The following is a 20,969-nucleotide window of genomic DNA, read 5'->3' on the forward strand; positions in this document are numbered from 1 at the left end:
TAAATTTTAGTGAGTTATGCAATGGTTTAGCAAAATTTGCGCATATCAATTAACCGATAAGCGAAATAATCACAAGCGAGGATGGTATGCGTTACCTATTTTTAGCCTTGATGGTACTCAACATAGCTGTTTTTGGTTATTATAGTTTTTTGCGCAAACCTACTGAAAGCGAGTCAGTCTCACAGGCGCGTGCAGCATTGGTTCATCCTGTCACAGCCACCAATGTGTCAAGTGAGCTACCCCCCATGATTGGTACTAAAAAGTAAAAATGGCTACCCGAACCAAAGCTATCAAAACCAAAGCTACTAAAACCAAAGCTACCCAAGAATCATGGTTAGCCTAACCTATTAAGCAACCAATTAGTTTTCTGTCATCTTTACTCTATAATCATTCATTCTATAATCGGAATATTCACCACTACTACTAAGCCACCACCATTGGGCTGATTACGAGCGATGACGCTACCATTGTGCAGGTGAGTAATGCGGCTTACAATCGCAAGCCCAAGTCCACTTCCTTGCGTGGTACGTGCCGTTTCGCCCCGCTCAAATGGCTGCATAATCCGCTCGAGCTGATCTTCGGCAACGCCTTGCCCTTCATCGCTAACTTTGATGGTTAAGTATTTTTGTCTAGAGGTTATCTCTGGCGTTAGTGTTTCATCGGTGACCACTTGCTCAGTAGGCTGTAGATCATCATCAATGCTAATCTCAATATGAATGGGCGGCTGACCATAGCGACAAGCATTATTGACCAAATTAACGATGAGACGCTTGATGGATAAGGGTCGCAATGGCACACTGGGCAGATCGTCTTGGATATCGATAATAAATGGGGTGGGGGCAAACTGCACCACAATCTCGTTAATGATGGGGCGCAGGTTGGTCAATCGCACTGCTTCATCTGAGCCATCTTTCATAAATGAAATAAACTGCTCCAAAATCGCGTCCATGTCCTCAATGTCATACACTAGCCCTTCCCGCAAAAACTCATCGGGTAGCATCTCGGCTGTGAGTCGCATCCGCGTCAGTGGCGTGCGCAAATCATGGGAAATACCAGCGAGCATAATATTGCGTTCTTTTTGGGTTTGGGTCAAGTTATGAAACAGTCGATTAAATGCCAAATTCACCTGACGAATCTCCGTTGAGCCTTCATTGGTCACCAAATTGTTGGCGTGCCCAAGGGTGATGTAATCAATCGCCACTTTTTGTAGGCGTTTGAGCGGGCGATTTAATTGTCTTACCAAAAACAAAATTGTCAGCAACGTGGCAAGCGGAATCCCCAATAAGAAAAAGTAAATCGACGTTGGGCTATATTTGGCATAAAACTTGACAGGCTCTTGCAGCCAAACATCCGGATGCGCGCTGTCTTGAATATACAAAATCGGTACGGGTTTGAATTTAAAATTGACCGATACAGGGCGCTGCATCACGGTTTCCATCTGTGTTGCCATTCGCTGGGTAAAGTAATCCACCAAGGTTTTTTCTTGAAAAGAAGGTATCTGTTGTGGGTCAGTAATCACGTTAATATGCGAGGCATCAATAATCCAATTTTTAAGCTCGGGATTGTTTTTAAAATCTTTATCCGCTTTATCAATCATCAACAGCTGATTGGCAAGATAAGTCGCATGGTTTTGTAGCTCTGGTAAATACAGACTGCGCCAAAAAAACCACAGCGATAATGCCACGCTCACCAGTACCATCAACATCACCATCAAGGTGGTTTGCCAAGTGTGGCTATAGCCTTTGAGTTTGGGTAAATGCGGTTTCATGCTGAGGTATCCTGATGGTGGCTGTGCAGGTGAGTCAAAACGGGCAACGGCACTTGCATCCTGCTATAATACGCAGATAGCTTGGCAAAATTAAAGGGGCAATCATGCAGTTTTCAAAGTTTGGTGAAAAGTTTACCAAAAACAGCGGTATTTTGCAGTTAATGGATGATTTGGGCAACGCGCTTAACAGCGAGCAACCGATTAATATGCTCGGCGGTGGCAATCCAGCACGGATTGATACAGTTAACCAAACCTATTGGTCGGTGTTTAAAACCCTAGCTGAAGGTGATATGGGCGCAATGGCCATCGAAAATATCGGGAACTACTCAACGCCGCAGGGCGATGCCAAGTTTATTGCAGCATTGGTAGATTTTTTTAATCGCTATTATGATTGGGGACTTACCACAGACAATATCGCCCTGACCAATGGCTCACAAAATGCATTTTTTTATTTATTTAACTTGTTTGGTGGGCAGTTTGAGGATACTAAACAAGGCAGCATAGATAAAAAAATTCTATTACCCCTTGCCCCAGAATACGTGGGTTATGCCGATGCCCATGTGGACGGGCAGCATTTTATCGCAGTGCCACCCAGCATCGAATTTGTGCAACATCAAGGTGAAGACGGTTTTTTTAAATACCGAGTCGATTTTGACACGCTAGAGAATTTGTCTGAATTGCACAACGGCGAAATTGGGGCAATTTGTTGTTCCCGCCCCACCAACCCAACAGGCAACGTGCTGACCGATGACGAAATGGCACGCCTTGAAGCGATTGCCAAGCTTTTTGATATTCCACTGATTATTGACAATGCGTATGGGATGCCGTTCCCCAATATCATCTATAGCAAAGCCACGCTCAATTGGAATGAGCAGATTATTTTGTGCTTTAGCCTATCAAAAATCGGTTTACCTGGGGTGCGTACAGGGATTGTGGTCGCCAATCCGCAAGTGGTCAAAGCGATTAGCAGCCTAAATGCGATTGTCAATCTAGCGCCGACCCGTTTTGGTGCGGCGATTGCTACGCCACTGCTACAAGATGACCGGCTAAAAGATTTGTCAGACAATCATATTCGTCCGTTTTATCAAGGACAAGCCAAATTAGCGGTGCAGCTGCTAAAACAAGAACTGGGCGACTTGCCAAGCCCCTATAACAATGCGATGAAAATCCACAAGCCTGAAGGTGCGATTTTCTTGTGGGTATGGTTTAAAGATTTGCCGATAACCACGGTTGAGCTGTATGAGCGATTAAAAGCCAAAGGCACATTGATTATTCCTAGCGAGCATTTCTTTGTTGGCGTGGATACCGAGAATTTTAGGCATGCCCATGAGTGCATCCGCTTAAGCATCGCGCAAGATGATGAAACCTTGAAAAAAGGCATTGCCACCATTGGGGAAGTGGTGAGAGCGGTTTACAATTCTTAAATTGCTACAGAAAAAATTGTGCTATATTAATCAATAAATCACAAATTTATGTGATATTTGGAATTTTATGATTAAATATATTCGATTTAATAATTTTTATTCTTATCTTGATGAGACAGAAGTGTCGTTTGAACTTAGCAAACAGGCGACAGTTTCTGCCTATGATTTTACCGTCAAAACAACCCAAGATAACATTCGCCTAAATAAAATTATGGCGGTAGTTGGAGCCAATGGGTCGGGGAAAACTCAATTTCTTAAACCATTGTCTTTTTTGACTTGGTATATATGTACTTCTGCTAAAACATTTGATAGTGATAAACAAATAGTTATACAAACCCATATATTAAGTGAGCCTGAAGATGCCACATTTCATATGGGTTTTTTGCTAAAAAACTTAGAAAATAATTTTGAAGAATACAGGTATGAACTAGTTATTAATAGGGAACAAATTGTAAAAGAAAATCTTTACAAAAAATCTAGTAGTCAATTTAGTTACATTTTCAAACGTTCATACGTTAACGGTGTTCTAGATTACAGGCATAATGGTTTCATTAGACCCTCTTTAGCAAATGATGCTCAAAAAAATGTTTCATTAATTAGTTACGCAGAAATTTTTGAAAATGAAATTGCTAAGCAAATTATTAATTCCTTAATGAATAATGAATCAAATGTTGTCGCTGGCGGTAGACTAAGTCAAAATGCAAATTCTATTGTTAAAGCTACTAAATTGTTTAACGAGAATGAAAAGCTTAAGAAAACAGCAGAGGATTTGTTATGCAAATTTGATACAGGGATACAGGAAATAGTTATCAAGGAAATCACTGCTTTGGCAAAAGACTCCTCGGAAACACAAGAAATATTATTGCCTTTCGGTATACATAGAACTATAGACGGGAAAACTTTTGAACTGAATTTTTTCCAAGAGTCTAATGGTACACAGTCAGCTTTTAACTTATTAAGTTTAATCTTACCTGTCTTACAAAATGGCGGTATTGCTATTATTGATGAACTCGACAACGACTTACATCCGCATTTACTGCCAGAGATTTTTAATTTATTCCGTTCCCAATACACCAATCCCCACAATGCCCAACTTATCTTTACTTGCCATACGCCTGAAGTATTTAATATTCTCAACAAGCATCAAATTTATTTGGTAGAAAAAATCGACCAAAAATCAGAAGCATGGCGATTAGATGAAGTGGAAGGTATACGCAATGACGATAACCTTTATGCCAAATACATGGCAGGGGCTTTTTCTGCCGTACCGAATTTGTAAGGGATAGGCATGGCGAAGAAAAAAATCCGCAATCAACAACAAACCACTTTAATTATCGTGGGTGAAGGCGAGCATGAGGAAGCATTCTTGCAACACATGAAGTCGATTTATGATAATCGGTTGTCAGGTAAAAAAGTTACGTTAGACTTTGCAGGAGGTGGCTCACCGCATGATGTCATCAAATATACAGTCAAACAGACCCAACACCGAGCGTTTGATTATATCTATATTTTGATGGATTCAGATGTAGCGATTGATGCAAAAGACACCAAAACCGCTAAAGAGAAAAATTTTATCCTACTACAATCTGAGCCATTGTGCCTTGAAGGAATGTTGTTAGAGGTGTTAAAACAGACAGCACTACTGACATCCCAAGCTTGCAAAAATAAATTACATCCGCAGCTATCAGGCGACCCAACTGAAGCCTGTAGCTATTCACCATTATTTGATAAACCTGTTTTGGATAAGACAACCAAAATGACCATTGTCATGTTGCGAGAAATCTTGAAAAAAAGCTACTAGATTCTCCACTCAACAAAATTCTTCAATAGCTGCAATCCTGCGGTATGGCTTTTCTCGGGGTGGAACTGGGTCGCAAACAGATTATCTTTAATCACGCTGGCACAAAACTCGACGCCATAATCACAGGTTGCCGCCACAATCGATGGATCAGACGGCACACAATAAAAACTATGCACAAAATAGAAATAGGTATTATCTTCAATCCCTTGCCATAGCGGATGCGCCAAATCCATATGGGTGATAGTATTCCAGCCCATATGCGGCACTTTAATGCGTTCATTTTTGTCATCTAGCCAATGATCATCAAAGCGTTTGACGTCACCACCCAGTACCCCTAGACAGTCTACCCCGTCATTTTCTTCTGAGCGCTCAAACAACGCCTGCATCCCGACACAAATCGCCATTACAGGCTTATTAAATACAGCCGTTTTGACAGCATCAGCGATACCTGCTGCCTGCATCTCTGCCATACAGTCGCGCATTGCCCCTACGCCAGGGAAGACGATTTTGTCCGCTGCCGCAATCACCGCAGAGTCACGCGTGATCGACACATCAGCGCCCACTGCCGTTAAGGCTTTACCCGCCGAATGTAAATTACCCATGCCATAATCTAACAATGCAACCTTTGTCATCTCTTATCCTGTTGTCAAAAAAGCCCAAAACTGCGATTAAACGCTGATATCACTTGGCGCTCATCATCGTCAATTACCAAAGAAGTTTTGAAAAATGCCAAAATAGCCATTATATTAATATCATCACATTGCTGCGCGAATAACATTATTCGCAAAATTGTAAGGACAATAATAATGGCAGAAAAAAACTATTATGACATTTTAGGCGTCGATAAAAAAGCCAGTGAAGCAGATATTAAAAAAGCCTATCGCAAACTGGTACGACAATATCACCCTGATATCAACGACTCACCCGATGCTGACGCCAAAATGGGTGAAATCAATAACGCCTATGAAACGCTCAAGGACGCTGAGAAACGCGCTCAATACGACCTGATGCTAGATAACCCTTATATGGGTCAAGGCTTTGGCGGCATGGGCGGCGGTCAGGGCTTTAATGCCAATATGAGCCAAGCGGATTTGGATGAAATCCTTCGCCAGTTTGGCGGTGGGGCTGGCGGTCGTCAGTCGCAAGGCGCGGGTGGCTTTAGATTTGATGATATTTTCTCGACATTCGGGGGCGGGGCAGGCGGGTTTTCAGACGGATTTGGTGGCAGACAGTCGCAACGTTCGACCAAAGGCGACGATCAGCACGCCGAGTTATCAATTGATTTGAAAGCCACTTATGAAGGCGATACCCGTAAAATCAGCCTAAATTTACCCGTGCAAACCGCGACAGGGCTGGATTATCAAACCAAAACCATTGAAGTCAAAATCCCCAAAGGTATTGCCGAAGGGCAACAAATTCGCTTGGCAAAACAAGGCAATCCAAGCCCGTATGGCGGTGACAATGGCGATTTGTACCTAAAAATTAAATTTAATCACCCAGACAATATCCGTGTAGAAGGCAAAGACGTGTTCCAAACGGTAGACGTTGCGCCTTGGGAAGCAGCCATGGGCGGTCAAATCACGGTCAACACGCCTGCTGGTAAGGTCAATGTCAATGTCCCAAAAAATAGCCGCACGGGTACCAATCTGCGCCTTAAAGGTAAAGGTATCCCAGCCAAAGAAGCCGGTGATTTGTATTTAAGTTTAAATATCGTGTTGCCAAAAATCGATACAGACGCAGATATCCAAGCGTTTGAAGCGTTCAAATCGGCATTTGCCTCGTTTGTGCCAATGCGCTAATCTATTGATAATTAAGCTTTATTGATAACTAGGCAAAAAAAATAGGCAGTACAATAAAAAAAATGACAAACCAGCACCAAACATAACTAGAGATACACAACAGGAGTGCAACATGGCTCAAACCACCAATACGGATTTATCATTACGGTTAACCTTAGATGATTTGATTACGGCGAGTAGTTGGGATAAAAGCTGGGTATTAGCGCTGATGGATGAAGATATTATTTATGCTGAAACGCCTGCCATCGACAGCCAGCCCTATTTTAATAGCGCACAATTGACCACAGTGCGCCTTGCCTCACGCCTACGCCGTGATTTTGATGCCAGTCCGCAAGCAATTGGCTTGATACTATCGCTGCTTGACGAGCTAAGACCGCTTCGGCAGTTACAGCGGCAAATCACGCTCACGCGAATGGTTCATGATGTGGATGATAGTTAACAAACATCAAGTTAGTCAACATCAATTAGGTGAGTTTAATCCTAAAAAAGGGCGGGTTATCGTGCGATAATCCGCCCTTTTTATTTACTACAGCAAACGATTATTGGGCAAAACCGTGGTTACGGAGCCAATTTTGTAGAAGTTGTATTTCGGCTTGTTGGGTATCGATTAGGGTATTGGTAAGGCTACGCACTTTGTCATCGTTACCATATTTGGCAATCACTTGGGAGAACGCGATCGCGCCTTTATGATGAATCAGCACGGTTTGGGCAAACGCTTGGTCGGCGTTTTTAGTCATTACCGTGTCGACCATTTCTTGCTGCATATCATCGATAATGCTATCGATTTCTTGCTGGGCTGCCACACTATCTGCCATCGACTGATTAGGGTCAGCGGTATTTTGAATCAGTTGCATGGCAAGCCAATTCTGTAATATTTGTGATTCATTTTGGCGTGAGCTAATAATGTCTCGGGCTAAGTCTAGCAGTTCAGGGTTTTTGCCGTATCGCTGCTCAATATTGGCAAGCGCGATGATTTCATCAAAATGACTCAGCATAGTTTTGACAAAAATCATATCAGGCGAGATGGGTATATAGTCAAATTGATTGAGGGCGTTTGGGTCACTGGCTGCAGCCGCATCGATGCTTGGCTGCTTGATGACAGTAAAATACGCTTCTTGATAGTCATTGATGGTACTTGAGTCAGGCATCAAGTAGCCTTGCGCCAGTTGACTGACGGTAAGCATGTTGTTATTGATTGCCTGGGTGTCTAATACTTGGGGCAATGGTTTATCATCAAATTCTTGGGGCGCGCTCGCGCTGGCACCCGTCGGGGGTGTTGGCTGCTGAGAATCAGATTGCTCACAACCAATCATGCTGATAACTGCGATGACAAGCAAGATTGATGGTGCGGTGTTGGACATGCATCGGCTCCCATGCCTTGATTTTTATACGGTGTGTTTTGAAATGATGATTGTAAGCATTGACTGTGTGCATTGACTGTCAGCATTGATTATCAGTCTTAGGCAAGAGTATAAAGTAGGGCAAGCACAGTGACTATATCAATTGTGTCATGGCAGCTTGCTTATCATTTGCTAACTGCTGATTATGCTAGCTGTCAATTATGCTAGCTGCTAGCTGTCACTTGCGGGCAATATCCCTGCCAAGACAAAAAACGCGCGATAAGCGGCTACTTTTTTCTCCAAGCTTTGCGGGTAAGCGCGCGAGGTCGATGGCAACCGATAAATACCAAATGCTCGCCCAAAAGCGTTAACTTCAAGAAACTGATTGGTTTTTGGCAGTTTATAGGGTGTTTGGCTGGGGTCAAAATAGGGTGAAGTGGGGTCACTGATACTTTGGTTCACCAGCGCTATCAGCACTTCTGTGGCTTTGCCACCGGTGGTATAAATCCACTTGACCTGCTCAAGCTGTGCCAACACTTTACCCAAATCAACCGTCGCAACCACGGTCAGATGTTCGTCAGCTGCATTGCCTTTTTCGCGGATGACGTGAGTGACTGAGGGACATTCACCGATGTTATAAGCCTGTAAAAATGCTTTAATTTTTTCGGCATCAAAGCGTTTTTCTTCACCGACTCGAAAATAATCGATATCATCAAAAAACACCTTGCCCATGATACGCCACATATCATTATAAAAATTGGGGTAATGAAATGGCATGCACCATTTGTCAGGCATGGGCGGCATGGTACCCATCATCAAGACTTTGGTATCAGCAAAAAAGAAGTTACCAAATGGATGGGCTTCGACACGCGGGTCAGTCAATAAATCGGCAGACATATCAGTTTTTATTTCTAATTAAATACACGCCAAGCGCGGCACTGGCAATAATCGGTAACAGCACCATAAAAAACGGTGAAAATCCCGTGCTTAAACTGACAAACCCGACTAAATCTTGCAGATAACTAAATACCAAGCCAAAGAGCAGAGCAATCACAATACGATAGCCCAAGCTTTGGTTACGCAAGGAGCCAAATACAAATGAACAAGCAACTAACACTAGCGATAGCATGGCGAAAGGCGACAATAGTTTTTTCCAAAAGGCAACTTCATGCTCAAGCGAGCGGCGTTTGTCTTTGGCTAAGAGCTGTTGGTGCTGCCATAATTCGGTCACTGACATGTTATCAGGGCTGCGTGTTAACAGATAAATCGCTGACGGCTCAATGGGTAACTGCAGCGTCATAGTCGGGATGGTGGTCAACTGACTGTGTCCATCGGCGGCGATGGTTAATTGTTTGATTTGTTGCAGCTGCCAGCCCGATGTTTTATCGGCGGTGTTTTGACTGACAAAGCTGCCAGTATCGGCTTGCAGCACTTGCTGGATATGAGCAGTGTCGTCTAGCTGCCAAACTTTAATGTTTTTGAGCTCGCCTTTGGTATTGGCATAGTCAATATTGATGATGCGGTTGGCTTGTTTGTCCCAATAACCGTTGATGGCACTTGATAGCAAAGGTTTGTCATGCTTGACTTGGTGCGCTAACTGATTGCTAGTTGGCACTACATACTGCCCAAGTAATAGCCCAATAATGACAAAAATAATCGCTGGTTGCATCACCCAACTGACTATTTTAAAGCGGCTGATACCTGCGGCTTGAATCACCGTAAGCTCACTGGTGTTGGCAAGCAAGCCTAGACCTACCACAGCGCCTAACAGCGTCCCAAACGGCATATAATCGAGTAAATCACTGGGTGCACTATAGGCAATAAAACGCAAGGCATCTAAATAATTGTAATGATCATTGAGATCCTGCAACTCTGCCAGATAATCAAAGACGACTTTAAGTAGCCAAAGACCAATGATAGCCCCTGTCATGGCAAAAAGCGCTTGTTTTTTAACGTAATAAGATAAAATCATGGCTGACCGCCTGGGGACAACTGACGACTTTGGCGACGATAGCGGACACGATGTACCACGCGGCTTTGCCAATTTAACAACAATGCAAACGCGATAAAACCAACGATTAGCCAAATATACGCGTACTCACTAATGCGCTCTTTACCAATGGCAGTGCGTAGCGAAATGATACTAATCGCACAGCTCGCGAATATGAGCACGGAAGGTAACAGACGAAGCCAGCGTCCTTGACGGGGGCGTACCTGTGCAAGCGGGGTAGCAAGCATCGCCGCAATGATAATCAGCCACGGCATGGTAAAGCGATAGCCGAGCTCGGCTTTGACTTCGGGTTTTTGGGTATTGGCGAGCAGTTTGGCAGTGGTTTGGGTTTCAACATTGGTTTCGGTAATTGTTTCGCTGGCAGGTTTTTCTAGGGTAATGCGATATTTTTCAAAACTGGCTTGGTTGTATTTGGCGTTGTTGGTGCTAAGCTCATAGCGACGACCCTGAAACAAATCCAGCTGCATTGAGCTATCCGTGTCTTTACTGGGTACTTGATAGGCGCGCGTGGCGGTGATGATAACATCGTTTTTGGCGATTTTGCCGCTTTTATCGGTTTGCTGCTGCACCACGTATAGATTTTTGAGTTCACGTTTTTCTTTATCAAACTCATCGACATACAGGTGATAGTTGCCACTGCTGATAAAGGTTTTTGGACGCACTAAATCAAGCAAACTACCGAGCGACTGGGTTTGCCAAATCTGCTCACTGTTAGACAGTCCCCATGGTTTTGCCCAAAGACTAATCCCCATTTGAAATACAAATAGCCCAGTAATCAGCGGAATCATCAAACGCGTCAAACGGCCACGACTGATACCACTGGCAAACAGAACGCTCATCTCCTGATCCACGTACATACGACCGAGCACGAGCATCAGGGCGATAAAAAATGACAGCGGTAAAATCAGCTCAAGAAAGGTTGGAATGTTATAGCCAATAATAGCAAATAGCAAACCCACATCCAGCCTGCCTTCTGCAGCGATACCAAAATAGCGGATTAAGCGACCGCCGAGCATCAGTGCCATCAGAAATAACAGCACAATCGCAGTATTGGCGGCGACTTGTTGCGTCATATAGCGTCGTAATATCACAAGTAACCACCTAATATTACTCAAAAATTAATCAATTCAAACAGCTAGGGAAGTAAATGCCAATATTGTACGACATCATACCATTCGGCGCATCTGTTAATCGGCTATTTTAGCGCGTTGCCGAGAGATTATGAATATGAATACTGTAAGGTAACATTTCACAATGGCTTTTCAGCAGCACTTTTTACAGCCGCTTTATCAAAGCCACTTTTTACAAAGACTTTTCACAGCCGCATTTTACCCTACGCAATGACGTCTGCTATCCCATCGCCCAGTGATAACCCAATGCTATAACCCAAATACGATAATAGGTATGCTATGATAATAGTTATTTCTTGATGACAATAATTAAGGAGCTTAAATGAGTTTGACATTAACACTGGCGACCGCGCTTAAAAAACCGGTCAAGAATAGCTATCACGTGGTATTGGTAGATGACAATAGCCAAACTATGGGGCAACTAACGAGCGAGCTACAAACCGCTGTTAGTAGCCTAATTGAAGCAAGTCGTTTTAAGGGTAAACTTGCCGACACCGCCATCAGTTATGGCACAGACAATAATACGGGTCTGTTATTGGTTGGCGTGGGCAGTCAAGACAAATTAAACGGCGGTAGCCTGCAAAAAATTGCCAAAGCGATTTATGCAAGTTTGAGCCGTCTTACCAAATCTGCCGTGATTAGTTTAGGCGATAGTATGGATGAAGTGAGTTTTGGTCAGTTGGCATTAGCCCTGTTGAATCAAAGCTATACCTTTGATATTTATAAATCGCAAAAAGCGGATAAACCGACGCTAAAAGACTTGACCTTATTGGTCAGCGCAGACAACCAAGCCGCGTTTGACCCCCTGCTACAGCTGCAGCAGGCGACTGCCCAAGGTCAATCACTCACCAAAGATTTGGCAAATCAGCCACCGAATGTATGTTTCCCTGCGTATCTTGCAGAGCAAGCGCAAAGCTTGGCAAATCAATACCCAGAGCTATTGACGGTCAAGGTATTGGGTGAAAAAGACATGCAGCAATTAGGGATGAACTGCTTTTTGGCAGTCGCTCGCGGCTCAGCGCATGAAGCTAAACTAGTATTACTTGAGTACAATGGCAAAGCCGCCAAAAAAGACAAAAATAGCAAAACCAAAGGCAAAAAATCAAGCCTAGAGCAACCCATTGTACTGGTGGGCAAAGGCATCACCTTTGACAGTGGTGGTATCTCAATCAAACCAGGTCTGGGTATGGGGGAGATGAAATATGACATGGGCGGTGCGGCTGCAGTCATGGGGATGATTAAAGCGCTATGTGAAGTGCGTCTACCGCTACAAGTCGTTGGCGCACTCGCTTGTGCGGAGAATATGCCATCAGGAACAGCGACTCGCCCTGGCGATATCGTCACCGCCATGAATGGTAAAACCGTCGAAATCCTCAATACTGATGCGGAAGGTCGTTTAGTACTTTGCGATACCTTGGTATATGTACAGCGCTATCAGCCAAAAGTGATTATCGACATGGCAACCTTGACTGGGGCATGTATCGTGGCGCTGGGTTATGTGCGCTCAGGTCTATACAGTAACAATGAAGATGTGATTTTTGAGCTTGAACAAGCTAGCGAATCAGCGTATGACCGTGTTTGGCACATGCCACTGGATGATGACTACCAAGAGCAGCTTAAATCGAACATGGCAGATATGCAAAACATTGGCGGTATGCCGGCAGGGTCAGTCACAGCGGCGTGTTTTTTATCGAAGTTTGTTGAAGATATCCCTTGGGCGCATTTGGATATCGCGGGGACGGCATGGCAGTCGGGCAAAGAGCCAACCGCAACGGGTCGTCCAGTACCGTTATTGATGCATTATCTTTATCGCCAAGCTGTCCAAGATGCAGTCTAAGTGATAGGACGCTGACCACCCCATGATGGCATCACAAATTAGTTTTTATATTTTGTCCCCGCAAAAAAAACAGCTGGCGTTCGTCTGCCAGCTGATTTCAACTGTGCTGACCAAAAGCGAGGATAGCATTATCGTAGTGGCAGCATCCGAGCTACTCCCCTCACTTGATGACCGATTATGGTCATTGAGTGATGTGGCGTTTATTCCCCACCAAATTATCCAGCAACTTGATGCCTTTTATCACCAAAAAATCCCTGCCAGTGTGGTACTTACCGATAATATTGAGCTCGTCACCCAATTTGATGGCGTCGTCATCAATCTCACCAACGAAGCAATTGTAGATACCCAAGCTAGCCGCCTGCTAGAAGTTATCGACGCCGCCCCCGAACACGTTGAAAGTGGTCGTCACAAATACCGCGTTTATCAAGCACAATTACAAGCCCTGGCAACTAGCAGCCCACCTACCATCCAAGTTTTTCAAATCCGATAACCTCTCTACCCAGCACTTTGATAACTTTAAGTTGACAAGTTGACGATTTTAAAAATAATTTATGCAAATTGTTAAAAAATGTTAATATATCAGCCATTTTTGCGGTGAAATATTAAGAGGTTATTATGTTAAAGCTTATCCAAGCGTATCAGCGCGTGGGGTTGGTGCCTTTAATTGTGATAGGGCTGATACTCGGTATTTTAGTCGGTTCATTAGCCAATCCGACTATCATCGGCGGTTTATCCATGAGTGTGGCGCAAACCATCTCAATTTTGGGTGCGTTGTTTGTCGGTGCGTTAAAAGCGATTGCACCGTTGTTGGTATTTATCTTAATCATTGCCGCTATCAGTCAGCATAAATCAGGCACTCAGGTCAATGTTCGCTCAACCATGGCGCTGTATATGGCAGGTACGTTCTTGGCAGCTTTGACGGCGGTAGTAGCAAGCTTTTTATTCCCAACCGAATTGATTTTAAAAGCGGGTGAAGTCAGTCAGACGCCACCGTCATCCTTAGCAGAAGTGATAAAAGCACTATTGACCAACATGGTGGAAAATCCTTTCAAATCGATCGTTAATGCCAACTACATGGGCGTGCTATCTTGGGCGGCGATTTTGGGTCTTGCCTTGCGCCATGCCTCAGACCATACCAAGCAAATGATTAACGATTTATCGGAGGCGGTCTCAAGCGTGGTCAAATGGGTGATTTGGTTTGCGCCATTGGGTGTTTTTGGCTTGGTGACACAAACCATCGCTGAAACGGGTCTGTCGGTGTTATTAAGTTATGCCCGTTTGTTAGCAGTATTGGTCGGCTCTATGGCGTTTATTGCGTTGGTAGTAAATCCATTGATTGTGTTTGTCAAAACCCGCAAAAATCCTTATCCACTGGTGTTTACCTGTCTTAAAGAAAGTGGCATCACCGCCTTCTTTACTCGCAGTTCAGCCGCCAATATTCCTGTGAATCTAAACCTTGCGCATAAGTTAGGTTTGCATGAAGATACCTATTCAATCACTATTCCACTAGGTGCCACCATTAATATGGCAGGGGCGGCGATTACCATCAATGTCATGACATTGGCAGCGGCACATACGTTAGGTATTCATGTGGACTTCGGGTCTGCGCTGTTGTTAGCGGTGGTATCTACCTTAGCTGCGGCGGGGGCATCAGGTGTAGCAGGGGGTTCATTGCTATTGATACCATTGGCCTGTAGTTTCTTTAATATTCCTGACACCATTGCCATGCAGGTAGTTGCAATTGGCTTTATTATTGGGGTAGTACAAGACTCGGTTGAGACAGCACTCAACTCATCAACGGACGTGTTATTCACCGCGGCAGCAGATCCCAAATATGCTTATCATCGCTAAAGGTTGCTAAAGATTTTGAGCCATATAACGATAAAAAAGGAACACTAAAAAAGGGTATCAAGCGTGTCTTTTTTATTGTCCAAATAATCAATAGACTAATTAGCTAATTATCCACAAAAAAAAGATGCCACGCAGGCATCTTTTTTTATAAAAATCACTTAACAATTGGCGATTATGGGTTTACTACCACAGGCACGGTTTGTACGTCAACGGGCACGGTCGTTGTTGTTGAGGTAATTGCTGTATTATCATCAACCGGTTGCACGGTGACTGATTGAACTGCAGGGCCTGTTTGGGTAACTTTTGCTACAGGTACCACAACTGCAGGATTTGGTTGAGTATTCATAGGTGCGGTTAGCGCAACAGATTTGTTATTGCTTTCGTCGATTTTTAGGTCAGCTGGGATATCAATGTTTATTTCACTGGTTCTTGGCGTTGCTTTGCTGCCTTTTTTAGCCTTAGCTGAAGCTTTGGTGCTGTGAGTATTTTTTGATGCTTTTGTGGATTTTTGAGTAGCTTTTTGCGATTTTGCTTTTGCCGTTGCTACGTTTTTATGTGTGGTAGTCGATTTGGTCGTAGTTGTTACTTTAGTCGCTGCTTGGGCGCTGACCGTAAGACCTGTTGCTATGACTAATGCAGTAAGCGTTGTGGCTAATTTTTTCATAATTTTTTCCTCATTGTTGATTGCTAGGTTGATGGTTAGCTTGTTTTCTATAGTTATATTAGATAGTTAGTATCATCCCCAAATATGACCGTGTCATCAATTATCAAGAAAATACTTTAGGGGAGTACTAAACGCCTGGGTGTCATTATAGAACAATCATTAGACACAAGAATGTAAGGATTGCGGGCAAAATGTTGAGAATGCGTAAATAAACCCTGTTGGCATTAAGGAAGTTATTCGGTAGCGTTAACAATCGGTGAAATTGTCAATGAAACGCCGTCAAATTTCATTTTAGTGTAAATTTTATGATATGACTAAAAGACTGGGTATGCTAACGTATTAACAAAGCGTTGCAAAACTTACTAAAGCTTACTAGAAGCGTCAACGTCATCAACCTTGTAGGGCTTTTTTTTGCACTTTTTTATATAACGGCTATGAGAATGCCACAAACCTTACAAAATTGCTCGTTACAACAAGATAGAATCATTTTAATATGCAGTCATGTGATAAAGCATAGGTTAACATGCTTTAACAACTAAAATGCAAATTGTCTAAAATTTTCAAAGTATAGAAGCAGGACATTGAAAACAATAAAAAAAGGAGAATTATCATGTTTCGTTGGGCTATTATTTTTGCGGTAATCGCACTAATTGCGAGTTTCTTAGGTTTTGGTGGTGTGGCAGGTTTATCGGCAAACTTGGCATATGTGTTCTTGGCAGTAGCGGTGATTTTATTTATTATCGCCTTTATTAGCCGAAAAGTTTAAACACTGAAGTTTAGATACTAAATGTTAATACGATAGGCCGATTTGACAGGTCTTTTTAAATTGGTATGATCGTACCAAACACGCTTAAAATAACCTTTTACGATATGAAAACACGTTTGTTTGATGCAAAGTGTTAAAAATGTAAAAGGTTATTTTTTTTTGTCAGAATTTTCACTCAAATATAGCTTTGCCTCATATGCCAGCAATGCCAGTAAGGCAACCAAAAATGGCATGATGTAATACAGTAATCTAAAAATCAATAACACCGCCAGCATCTGTGTCCGATCGACTTTTGGCAAAGCCGTAATCATAACCACTTCAAACACCCCCAAACCACCAGGGACATGACTTAAAATACCGATTGCCATTGATTGAATAAACGCAGAAAAGGTCGCCCAATAGCTGATATGCTCAGAAGGCGGCAATAGTAAGTATAGTACCAACGCCACGGTACTTAAATCTAAAATGGCAATCGCAATCTGTTGCAGCACAATTTTGGCGGGCGGTAAATCAAAACGCCAACCCCGAATCACCACATGTTTGCCTTGCTTGCCAGCATATACAATAATCGCCGCAATCATACTTAACATGGTGATGCCAAGCACCCGTACATAAAAAGTATGCTCAAAGATGCCAAGGGATTTATCCAGTTCAGACAATAGTTGAATGGTAATCTCAGGATGGCTAGTCAAAGACGCCCCAATCAACGTGGTAATACCAAAGGTAAATGCCATCGACACCATCCAGACGATATTGGCAATTTCATTATGAGTCAGATTAAAACGGCGATAGTTACGATAACGGATACCACTCGCGGTCACAAGATTGAGTCCAATGGTGTGACTAATGGCATAAGCGGTAAAAGAGGTGAGGGCGACATGGCGGTAATCAAGTTTTTTGCCGAGTTGGCGGAGCGCAATAAAATCATAAATAGTGAGTACTAAATAACCAAAAGCCACCACGATGGCGGCGATAATAAGATGGAAAGTAGGAATATGCGCGATAGCGTCTAGAACGTCTTGATAGTGCACAGTTTTGGTCAAACGGTAAAGCGCACGAATTGCCATGAAAAAAATCAATACCGTAATCGCTGTTAATGCAAGTCGCCAAACCTGCTTAAACCAAGAACTATTCATGCATTCAACCTAATTTTTTTTAGTAGACATTACGATCAATTAATCAATTAATCAATTAATCAATTAATCAATTAGTCGCCAACATTATTTTCATTATCTTCAAACAATGTCAAATTTATCTCATTATCTTGCGCAGTTTGGGTGTGTGTTTGGTGCGCCAAACGCTGGGCACGCAGTCGTTTGAGTCGTCGGATGGTTAATAACTTAAGTACTTGCCGCTTTTGTGAGTCATTCATCAGTAGCCAAAGGTCACGCTCGGTGCGATTGCGCAAACAGCCTTTACAATACCCCTGTTTATCAAGCTCGCAGACTTGAATACAAGGACTGGCAATATCAAATAACTCTTGCTGCTCCATCGCGGTGATAACTCCTGACTACGCCATACAAATGGACGAGTAATCCACCTATGCAGAGATAGGGTTAACTGGGCTGAAAATCAAATAACACAGACAAAAACGTACCACTAAACACGGCTAGCTAATTAACACGACAAATTTTAACGTGTTGAAACCTCGCATCATGGCTATTTTAGCCAAGCAATGCTAAGATTAAATGTTAGCCAAACCAACAACAGTCGATATGATAATTTACTATAATTAAAAATTTGAGATAAAGCCATGCAAATTGTGTATATTCACGGACTTGATAGCAATTCAAACGCCGAAAAAGCGCAAAAACTCAAAGATTTTTGTGCCAAAAATTTCCCACAAATCAAGGTTGTTGCGCCCGATTTGAATCGTTCACCCAATGAGTCGATTGCTTTAATCCAAGAAATTATTGCCAAAGACCCGAATACAGGTTTGGTCGGTAGTTCGCTCGGTGGATTTTATGGCAATATTTTGGCAAATTTGACAGGTAAAAAAACGGTATTGCTCAATCCAAGTGTGCACAGTGGCACAAGTCTCAAGCGTTTTTTTGGGGAAGATTTTGACAGTTTGCCCGATGATTATATCGGTCACGTGACCCCCGATGGCTGGCATATTAGCAAAAAAGATATTGAGTGGCTGGTAGCGAATCGCCCCGAACAATCGCTCAATCCGCAGAATTTATTGGTAATTTTGAAAAAAGGCGATGAGCTGCTTAATTTCCAAGATGCGGTCAATTATTTTAGTCAAAGCACTTTGGAAAAAAGCAATGCCCAAAGCCATATCATCGTGGAAGAGGGTGGCGACCATCGTATGAGTGATTTTGAAACCAAATTACCGCAAATCATACTGTTCTTGTTCGGCTTGCCGCTGATTAAGTAAAAATTTGCTCGAAAGGTCAGGCTTTAGCCTAGAAAATGGGTTTATCTCATACCACTAGCTATATCTACTATTTATTATGAATCATTTAAAATTTTAAAAAATTAAGGTTGTTATGAGTAGTTACACATCCACATCACTTGAAGTGTTAGAAGGTCTTGACCCAGTACGCCGTCGCCCTGGTATGTACACTGACACCACACGCCCCAACCACCTTGCCCAAGAAGTCATCGACAACTCGGTGGACGAAGCCTTAGCAGGTCACGCCAAAAATATTACTGTCATTCTACACACCGACGGCTCGCTGTCGGTCGAAGATGACGGGCGCGGCATGCCCACTGACATTCACCCAGAATTCAACCAATCGGGCATTGAGCTGATTTTGACACGCCTACACGCAGGCGGTAAATTTTCTACCGACAACTACCAAGTCTCAGGCGGTCTGCATGGCGTGGGAATTTCAGTCGTCAATGCCTTGTCGCACAAAGTCGATGTCACTGTGTGGCGAAATGGTGAAGAATTTACCATGCAATTTGTCGATGGCAATGCCGTTGCTCCGCTGGCGGTTGCCCCGTCTTCTAACAAGAAAAAACGTGGCACACTCGTGCGGTTTTGGGTCAATGAAACATACTTTGACACGCCAAAATTTAATATCAAACAACTCAAACACCATCTTAAAGCCAAAGCCGTATTATCGGCAGGGCTGACCATCACTTTTATCAATGAAATTGACGGCGATAAAGACGTTTGGCAATTTACCGATGGGCTATCGCAATACTTGACCGAGCAACTGGTCGAAGAAATCACCTTGCCAGAACAGCCATTTGTGTTTAATTACGACGCCAAAAAAGGCGAGCGAGCAGGGTTAAGTTTTGCCATTTGTTGGCTTAGCGAGGGTGGTACGCCTGTGCAAGAAAGCTATGTTAACTTGATTCCTACGGCACAAGGTGGCACCCACGTCAATGGCCTACGCACAGGTATTACGGACGCGTTGAAAGAATTTTGTGAACTGCACAATCTACTGCCGCGCAACGTCAAACTCGCTCCTGAAGATGTGTGGGATGGGGTCAATTATATTTTATCGCTAAAATTCTCCGAACCGCAGTTCAGCGGACAGACCAAAGAGCGCCTATCGAGCCGAGAAGCGGCGGGCGTGGTGCAAGCCTTTGCCAAAGATGGCTTTAGCTTGTGGCTCAATCAAAACTCGGAGATTGCCAAACAAATCGCTGAATTAGCGATTAATAAAGCAGGCAAACGGCTAAAATCTGCCAAAAAAGTTGAGCGTAAAAAAATCACCCAAGGACCAGCATTGCCAGGAAAATTGGCGGATTGTCGCGGTGATTTGCGAGATGGCGCAGAGCTGTTTTTGGTGGAGGGGGATTCAGCAGGCGGTAGTGCCAAACAAGCACGTGATAGACATTTTCAAGCGATTATGCCCTTGCGAGGCAAGATTTTGAACACGTGGGAAGTATCGCCCGATACGGTGCTTGCCAGTGAAGAAATCCACAACATTGCCATCGCCATTGGCGTTGATCCTGATTCGGACGACTTGAGCGAACTGCGTTATGATAAAATCTGTATTTTGGCAGATGCCGATTCGGATGGACTGCATATTGCCACGTTGCTGTGTGCGCTGTTTGTCAAACATTTTAAAGCGATGGTTGATGCAGGGCATCTGTACGTTGCAATGCCACCGCTATACCGCATTGATATTGGCAAAGAGGTGGAGTACGCCCTTGATAATGACGAACTTGAGCAAATCTTGAAAAAAGTGGCAAAAAACAAAAAGCCGCAAATTACCCGTTTTAAAGGGTTGGGTGAGATGAGTGCTGAACAGCTACGTGAAACCACGATGAATCCTGATACGCGACGTTTGGTGCAGCTAGACCTTGATGACCCAACTGCAACCGATAGCGTGATGGATATGCTGCTTGCCAAAAAACGCTCAAGTGACCGTAAATTATGGCTTGAGCAAAAAGGCGATTTGGCGGAAATTGGGGTTTAATGGCTACGCAAAAATGATTGACGTTAAGCCCCCAATGCTAACGCATACTTTTGAAAGAGCACCGCTATCAGCTACGTTTGAACATTATCAAGTAGATAAATCCTATTAGGCTTTAGACTTTTCAAAAGAAAATGACGCTCGTGATGCGATTTATCAAATTTCCCCTTCTGCCTAACATCTAACATCTAACATG

21 protein-coding genes are annotated in these 20,969 nt (G+C 43.3%); 12 read left to right on the plus strand and 9 right to left on the minus strand.

Features of this window, described 5'->3' with window-relative positions; all coding sequences use genetic code 11:
- Nucleotides 1-86: 86 nt before the first annotated feature.
- A complete protein-coding gene (locus ACAM39_RS00330) occupies nt 87-266 on the plus strand; it encodes a hypothetical protein (RefSeq protein WP_369627796.1) in 180 nt (59 codons plus the stop codon).
- A gap of 125 nt (nt 267-391) precedes the next feature.
- On the opposite strand, the gene ACAM39_RS00335 is transcribed toward ACAM39_RS00330, so the two are convergent.
- Nucleotides 392-1,768, minus strand: coding sequence for an ATP-binding protein (locus ACAM39_RS00335; RefSeq protein ID WP_369627797.1), 1,377 nt, complete (start codon nt 1,766-1,768; stop codon nt 392-394).
- A gap of 104 nt (nt 1,769-1,872) precedes the next feature.
- Between ACAM39_RS00335 and ACAM39_RS00340 the strand changes: the two genes are divergently transcribed.
- The 3 genes from ACAM39_RS00340 to ACAM39_RS00350 all read left to right on the plus strand — a co-directional run bounded on the left by ACAM39_RS00340 (nt 1,873) and on the right by ACAM39_RS00350 (nt 4,993).
- Nucleotides 1,873-3,192, plus strand: coding sequence for a valine--pyruvate transaminase (locus tag ACAM39_RS00340; RefSeq protein ID WP_369627798.1), 1,320 nt, complete (start codon nt 1,873-1,875; stop codon nt 3,190-3,192).
- Nucleotides 3,193-3,259: 67 nt separating this feature from the next.
- A complete protein-coding gene (locus ACAM39_RS00345) occupies nt 3,260-4,471 on the plus strand; it encodes an AAA family ATPase (protein WP_369627799.1) in 1,212 nt (403 codons plus the stop codon).
- A gap of 9 nt (nt 4,472-4,480) precedes the next feature.
- On the plus strand, nt 4,481-4,993 hold the full coding sequence (locus tag ACAM39_RS00350) for an OLD family protein (protein WP_369627800.1): 513 nt from the start codon (nt 4,481-4,483) through the stop codon (nt 4,991-4,993).
- On the opposite strand, the gene hisH is transcribed toward ACAM39_RS00350, so the two are convergent.
- Nucleotides 4,990-5,625: an imidazole glycerol phosphate synthase subunit HisH gene (hisH, locus tag ACAM39_RS00355; protein ID WP_369627801.1), complete on the minus strand. Its 636-nt coding sequence runs from the start codon at nt 5,623-5,625 to the stop codon at nt 4,990-4,992. The genes ACAM39_RS00350 and hisH overlap by 4 nt on opposite strands.
- Nucleotides 5,626-5,799: 174 nt before the next feature.
- Here hisH and ACAM39_RS00360 point away from each other — a divergent pair, with 174 nt between their 5' ends.
- Nucleotides 5,800-6,792 (plus strand): DnaJ C-terminal domain-containing protein, encoded by a 993-nt coding sequence (locus ACAM39_RS00360; RefSeq protein ID WP_369627802.1) that lies wholly within the window; start codon nt 5,800-5,802, stop codon nt 6,790-6,792.
- A gap of 112 nt (nt 6,793-6,904) precedes the next feature.
- Entirely contained in the window at nt 6,905-7,231 is a 327-nt protein-coding gene (locus ACAM39_RS00365) for a chaperone modulator CbpM (protein ID WP_369627803.1), read from the plus strand.
- A 100-nt stretch (nt 7,232-7,331) separates the two neighbouring features.
- Here the strand turns inward: ACAM39_RS00365 and ACAM39_RS00370 are convergent, their stop codons facing one another.
- From ACAM39_RS00370 to lptF, 4 genes are all read right to left on the minus strand, one after another.
- On the minus strand, nt 7,332-8,153 hold the full coding sequence (locus tag ACAM39_RS00370) for a DUF305 domain-containing protein (protein ID WP_369627804.1): 822 nt from the start codon (nt 8,151-8,153) through the stop codon (nt 7,332-7,334).
- Nucleotides 8,154-8,363: 210 nt separating this feature from the next.
- Nucleotides 8,364-9,029, minus strand: coding sequence for a DNA glycosylase (locus tag ACAM39_RS00375; protein ID WP_369627805.1), 666 nt, complete (start codon nt 9,027-9,029; stop codon nt 8,364-8,366).
- A gap of 1 nt (nt 9,030) precedes the next feature.
- Nucleotides 9,031-10,104: an LPS export ABC transporter permease LptG gene (lptG, locus tag ACAM39_RS00380; RefSeq protein ID WP_369627806.1), complete on the minus strand. Its 1,074-nt coding sequence runs from the start codon at nt 10,102-10,104 to the stop codon at nt 9,031-9,033.
- Nucleotides 10,101-11,216, minus strand: a complete 1,116-nt coding sequence (gene lptF, locus ACAM39_RS00385; protein WP_472828213.1) for an LPS export ABC transporter permease LptF — start codon at nt 11,214-11,216, stop codon at nt 10,101-10,103. Before lptF ends, lptG begins: the two co-directional genes overlap by 4 nt.
- A gap of 379 nt (nt 11,217-11,595) precedes the next feature.
- Here lptF and ACAM39_RS00390 point away from each other — a divergent pair, with 379 nt between their 5' ends.
- The 3 genes from ACAM39_RS00390 (at nt 11,596) to sstT (ending at nt 14,961) form a co-directional block, all read left to right on the plus strand.
- Complete coding sequence (locus ACAM39_RS00390; protein ID WP_369627808.1) at nt 11,596-13,110, plus strand: leucyl aminopeptidase; 1,515 nt, start codon at nt 11,596-11,598, stop codon at nt 13,108-13,110.
- Between the two features lie 22 nt (nt 13,111-13,132).
- Entirely contained in the window at nt 13,133-13,600 is a 468-nt protein-coding gene (locus ACAM39_RS00395) for a DNA polymerase III subunit chi (protein ID WP_369627809.1), read from the plus strand.
- 125 nt (nt 13,601-13,725) lie between these two features.
- Entirely contained in the window at nt 13,726-14,961 is a 1,236-nt protein-coding gene (gene sstT / locus ACAM39_RS00400; RefSeq protein ID WP_369627810.1) for a serine/threonine transporter SstT, read from the plus strand.
- A 172-nt stretch (nt 14,962-15,133) separates the two neighbouring features.
- Here the strand turns inward: sstT and ACAM39_RS00405 are convergent, their stop codons facing one another.
- Complete coding sequence (locus tag ACAM39_RS00405) at nt 15,134-15,625, minus strand: hypothetical protein (RefSeq protein WP_369627811.1); 492 nt, start codon at nt 15,623-15,625, stop codon at nt 15,134-15,136.
- A 610-nt stretch (nt 15,626-16,235) separates the two neighbouring features.
- Between ACAM39_RS00405 and ACAM39_RS00410 the strand changes: the two genes are divergently transcribed.
- Entirely contained in the window at nt 16,236-16,391 is a 156-nt protein-coding gene (locus ACAM39_RS00410; protein WP_007115844.1) for a DUF1328 domain-containing protein, read from the plus strand.
- A 149-nt stretch (nt 16,392-16,540) separates the two neighbouring features.
- Here the strand turns inward: ACAM39_RS00410 and ACAM39_RS00415 are convergent, their stop codons facing one another.
- Both ACAM39_RS00415 and ACAM39_RS00420 read right to left on the minus strand, forming a co-directional pair.
- Entirely contained in the window at nt 16,541-17,527 is a 987-nt protein-coding gene (locus ACAM39_RS00415) for a putative bifunctional lysylphosphatidylglycerol flippase/synthetase (RefSeq protein WP_313424776.1), read from the minus strand.
- A 71-nt stretch (nt 17,528-17,598) separates the two neighbouring features.
- The gene (locus ACAM39_RS00420; protein WP_369627812.1) at nt 17,599-17,883 is read right to left on the minus strand and encodes a DUF1289 domain-containing protein; all 285 of its coding nucleotides are present in this window, start codon (nt 17,881-17,883) and stop codon (nt 17,599-17,601) included.
- A 261-nt stretch (nt 17,884-18,144) separates the two neighbouring features.
- Here ACAM39_RS00420 and ACAM39_RS00425 point away from each other — a divergent pair, with 261 nt between their 5' ends.
- On the plus strand, nt 18,145-18,774 hold the full coding sequence (locus ACAM39_RS00425; protein WP_369627813.1) for a YqiA/YcfP family alpha/beta fold hydrolase: 630 nt from the start codon (nt 18,145-18,147) through the stop codon (nt 18,772-18,774).
- A 112-nt stretch (nt 18,775-18,886) separates the two neighbouring features.
- Nucleotides 18,887-20,776: a DNA topoisomerase IV subunit B gene (gene parE, locus ACAM39_RS00430; protein ID WP_369627814.1), complete on the plus strand. Its 1,890-nt coding sequence runs from the start codon at nt 18,887-18,889 to the stop codon at nt 20,774-20,776.
- Nucleotides 20,777-20,969 lie beyond the last annotated feature (193 nt).

It is taken from the genome of Moraxella sp. K02, assembly GCF_041154755.1.
In the GTDB taxonomy this organism is placed as follows: Bacteria; Pseudomonadota; Gammaproteobacteria; order Pseudomonadales; family Moraxellaceae; genus Faucicola.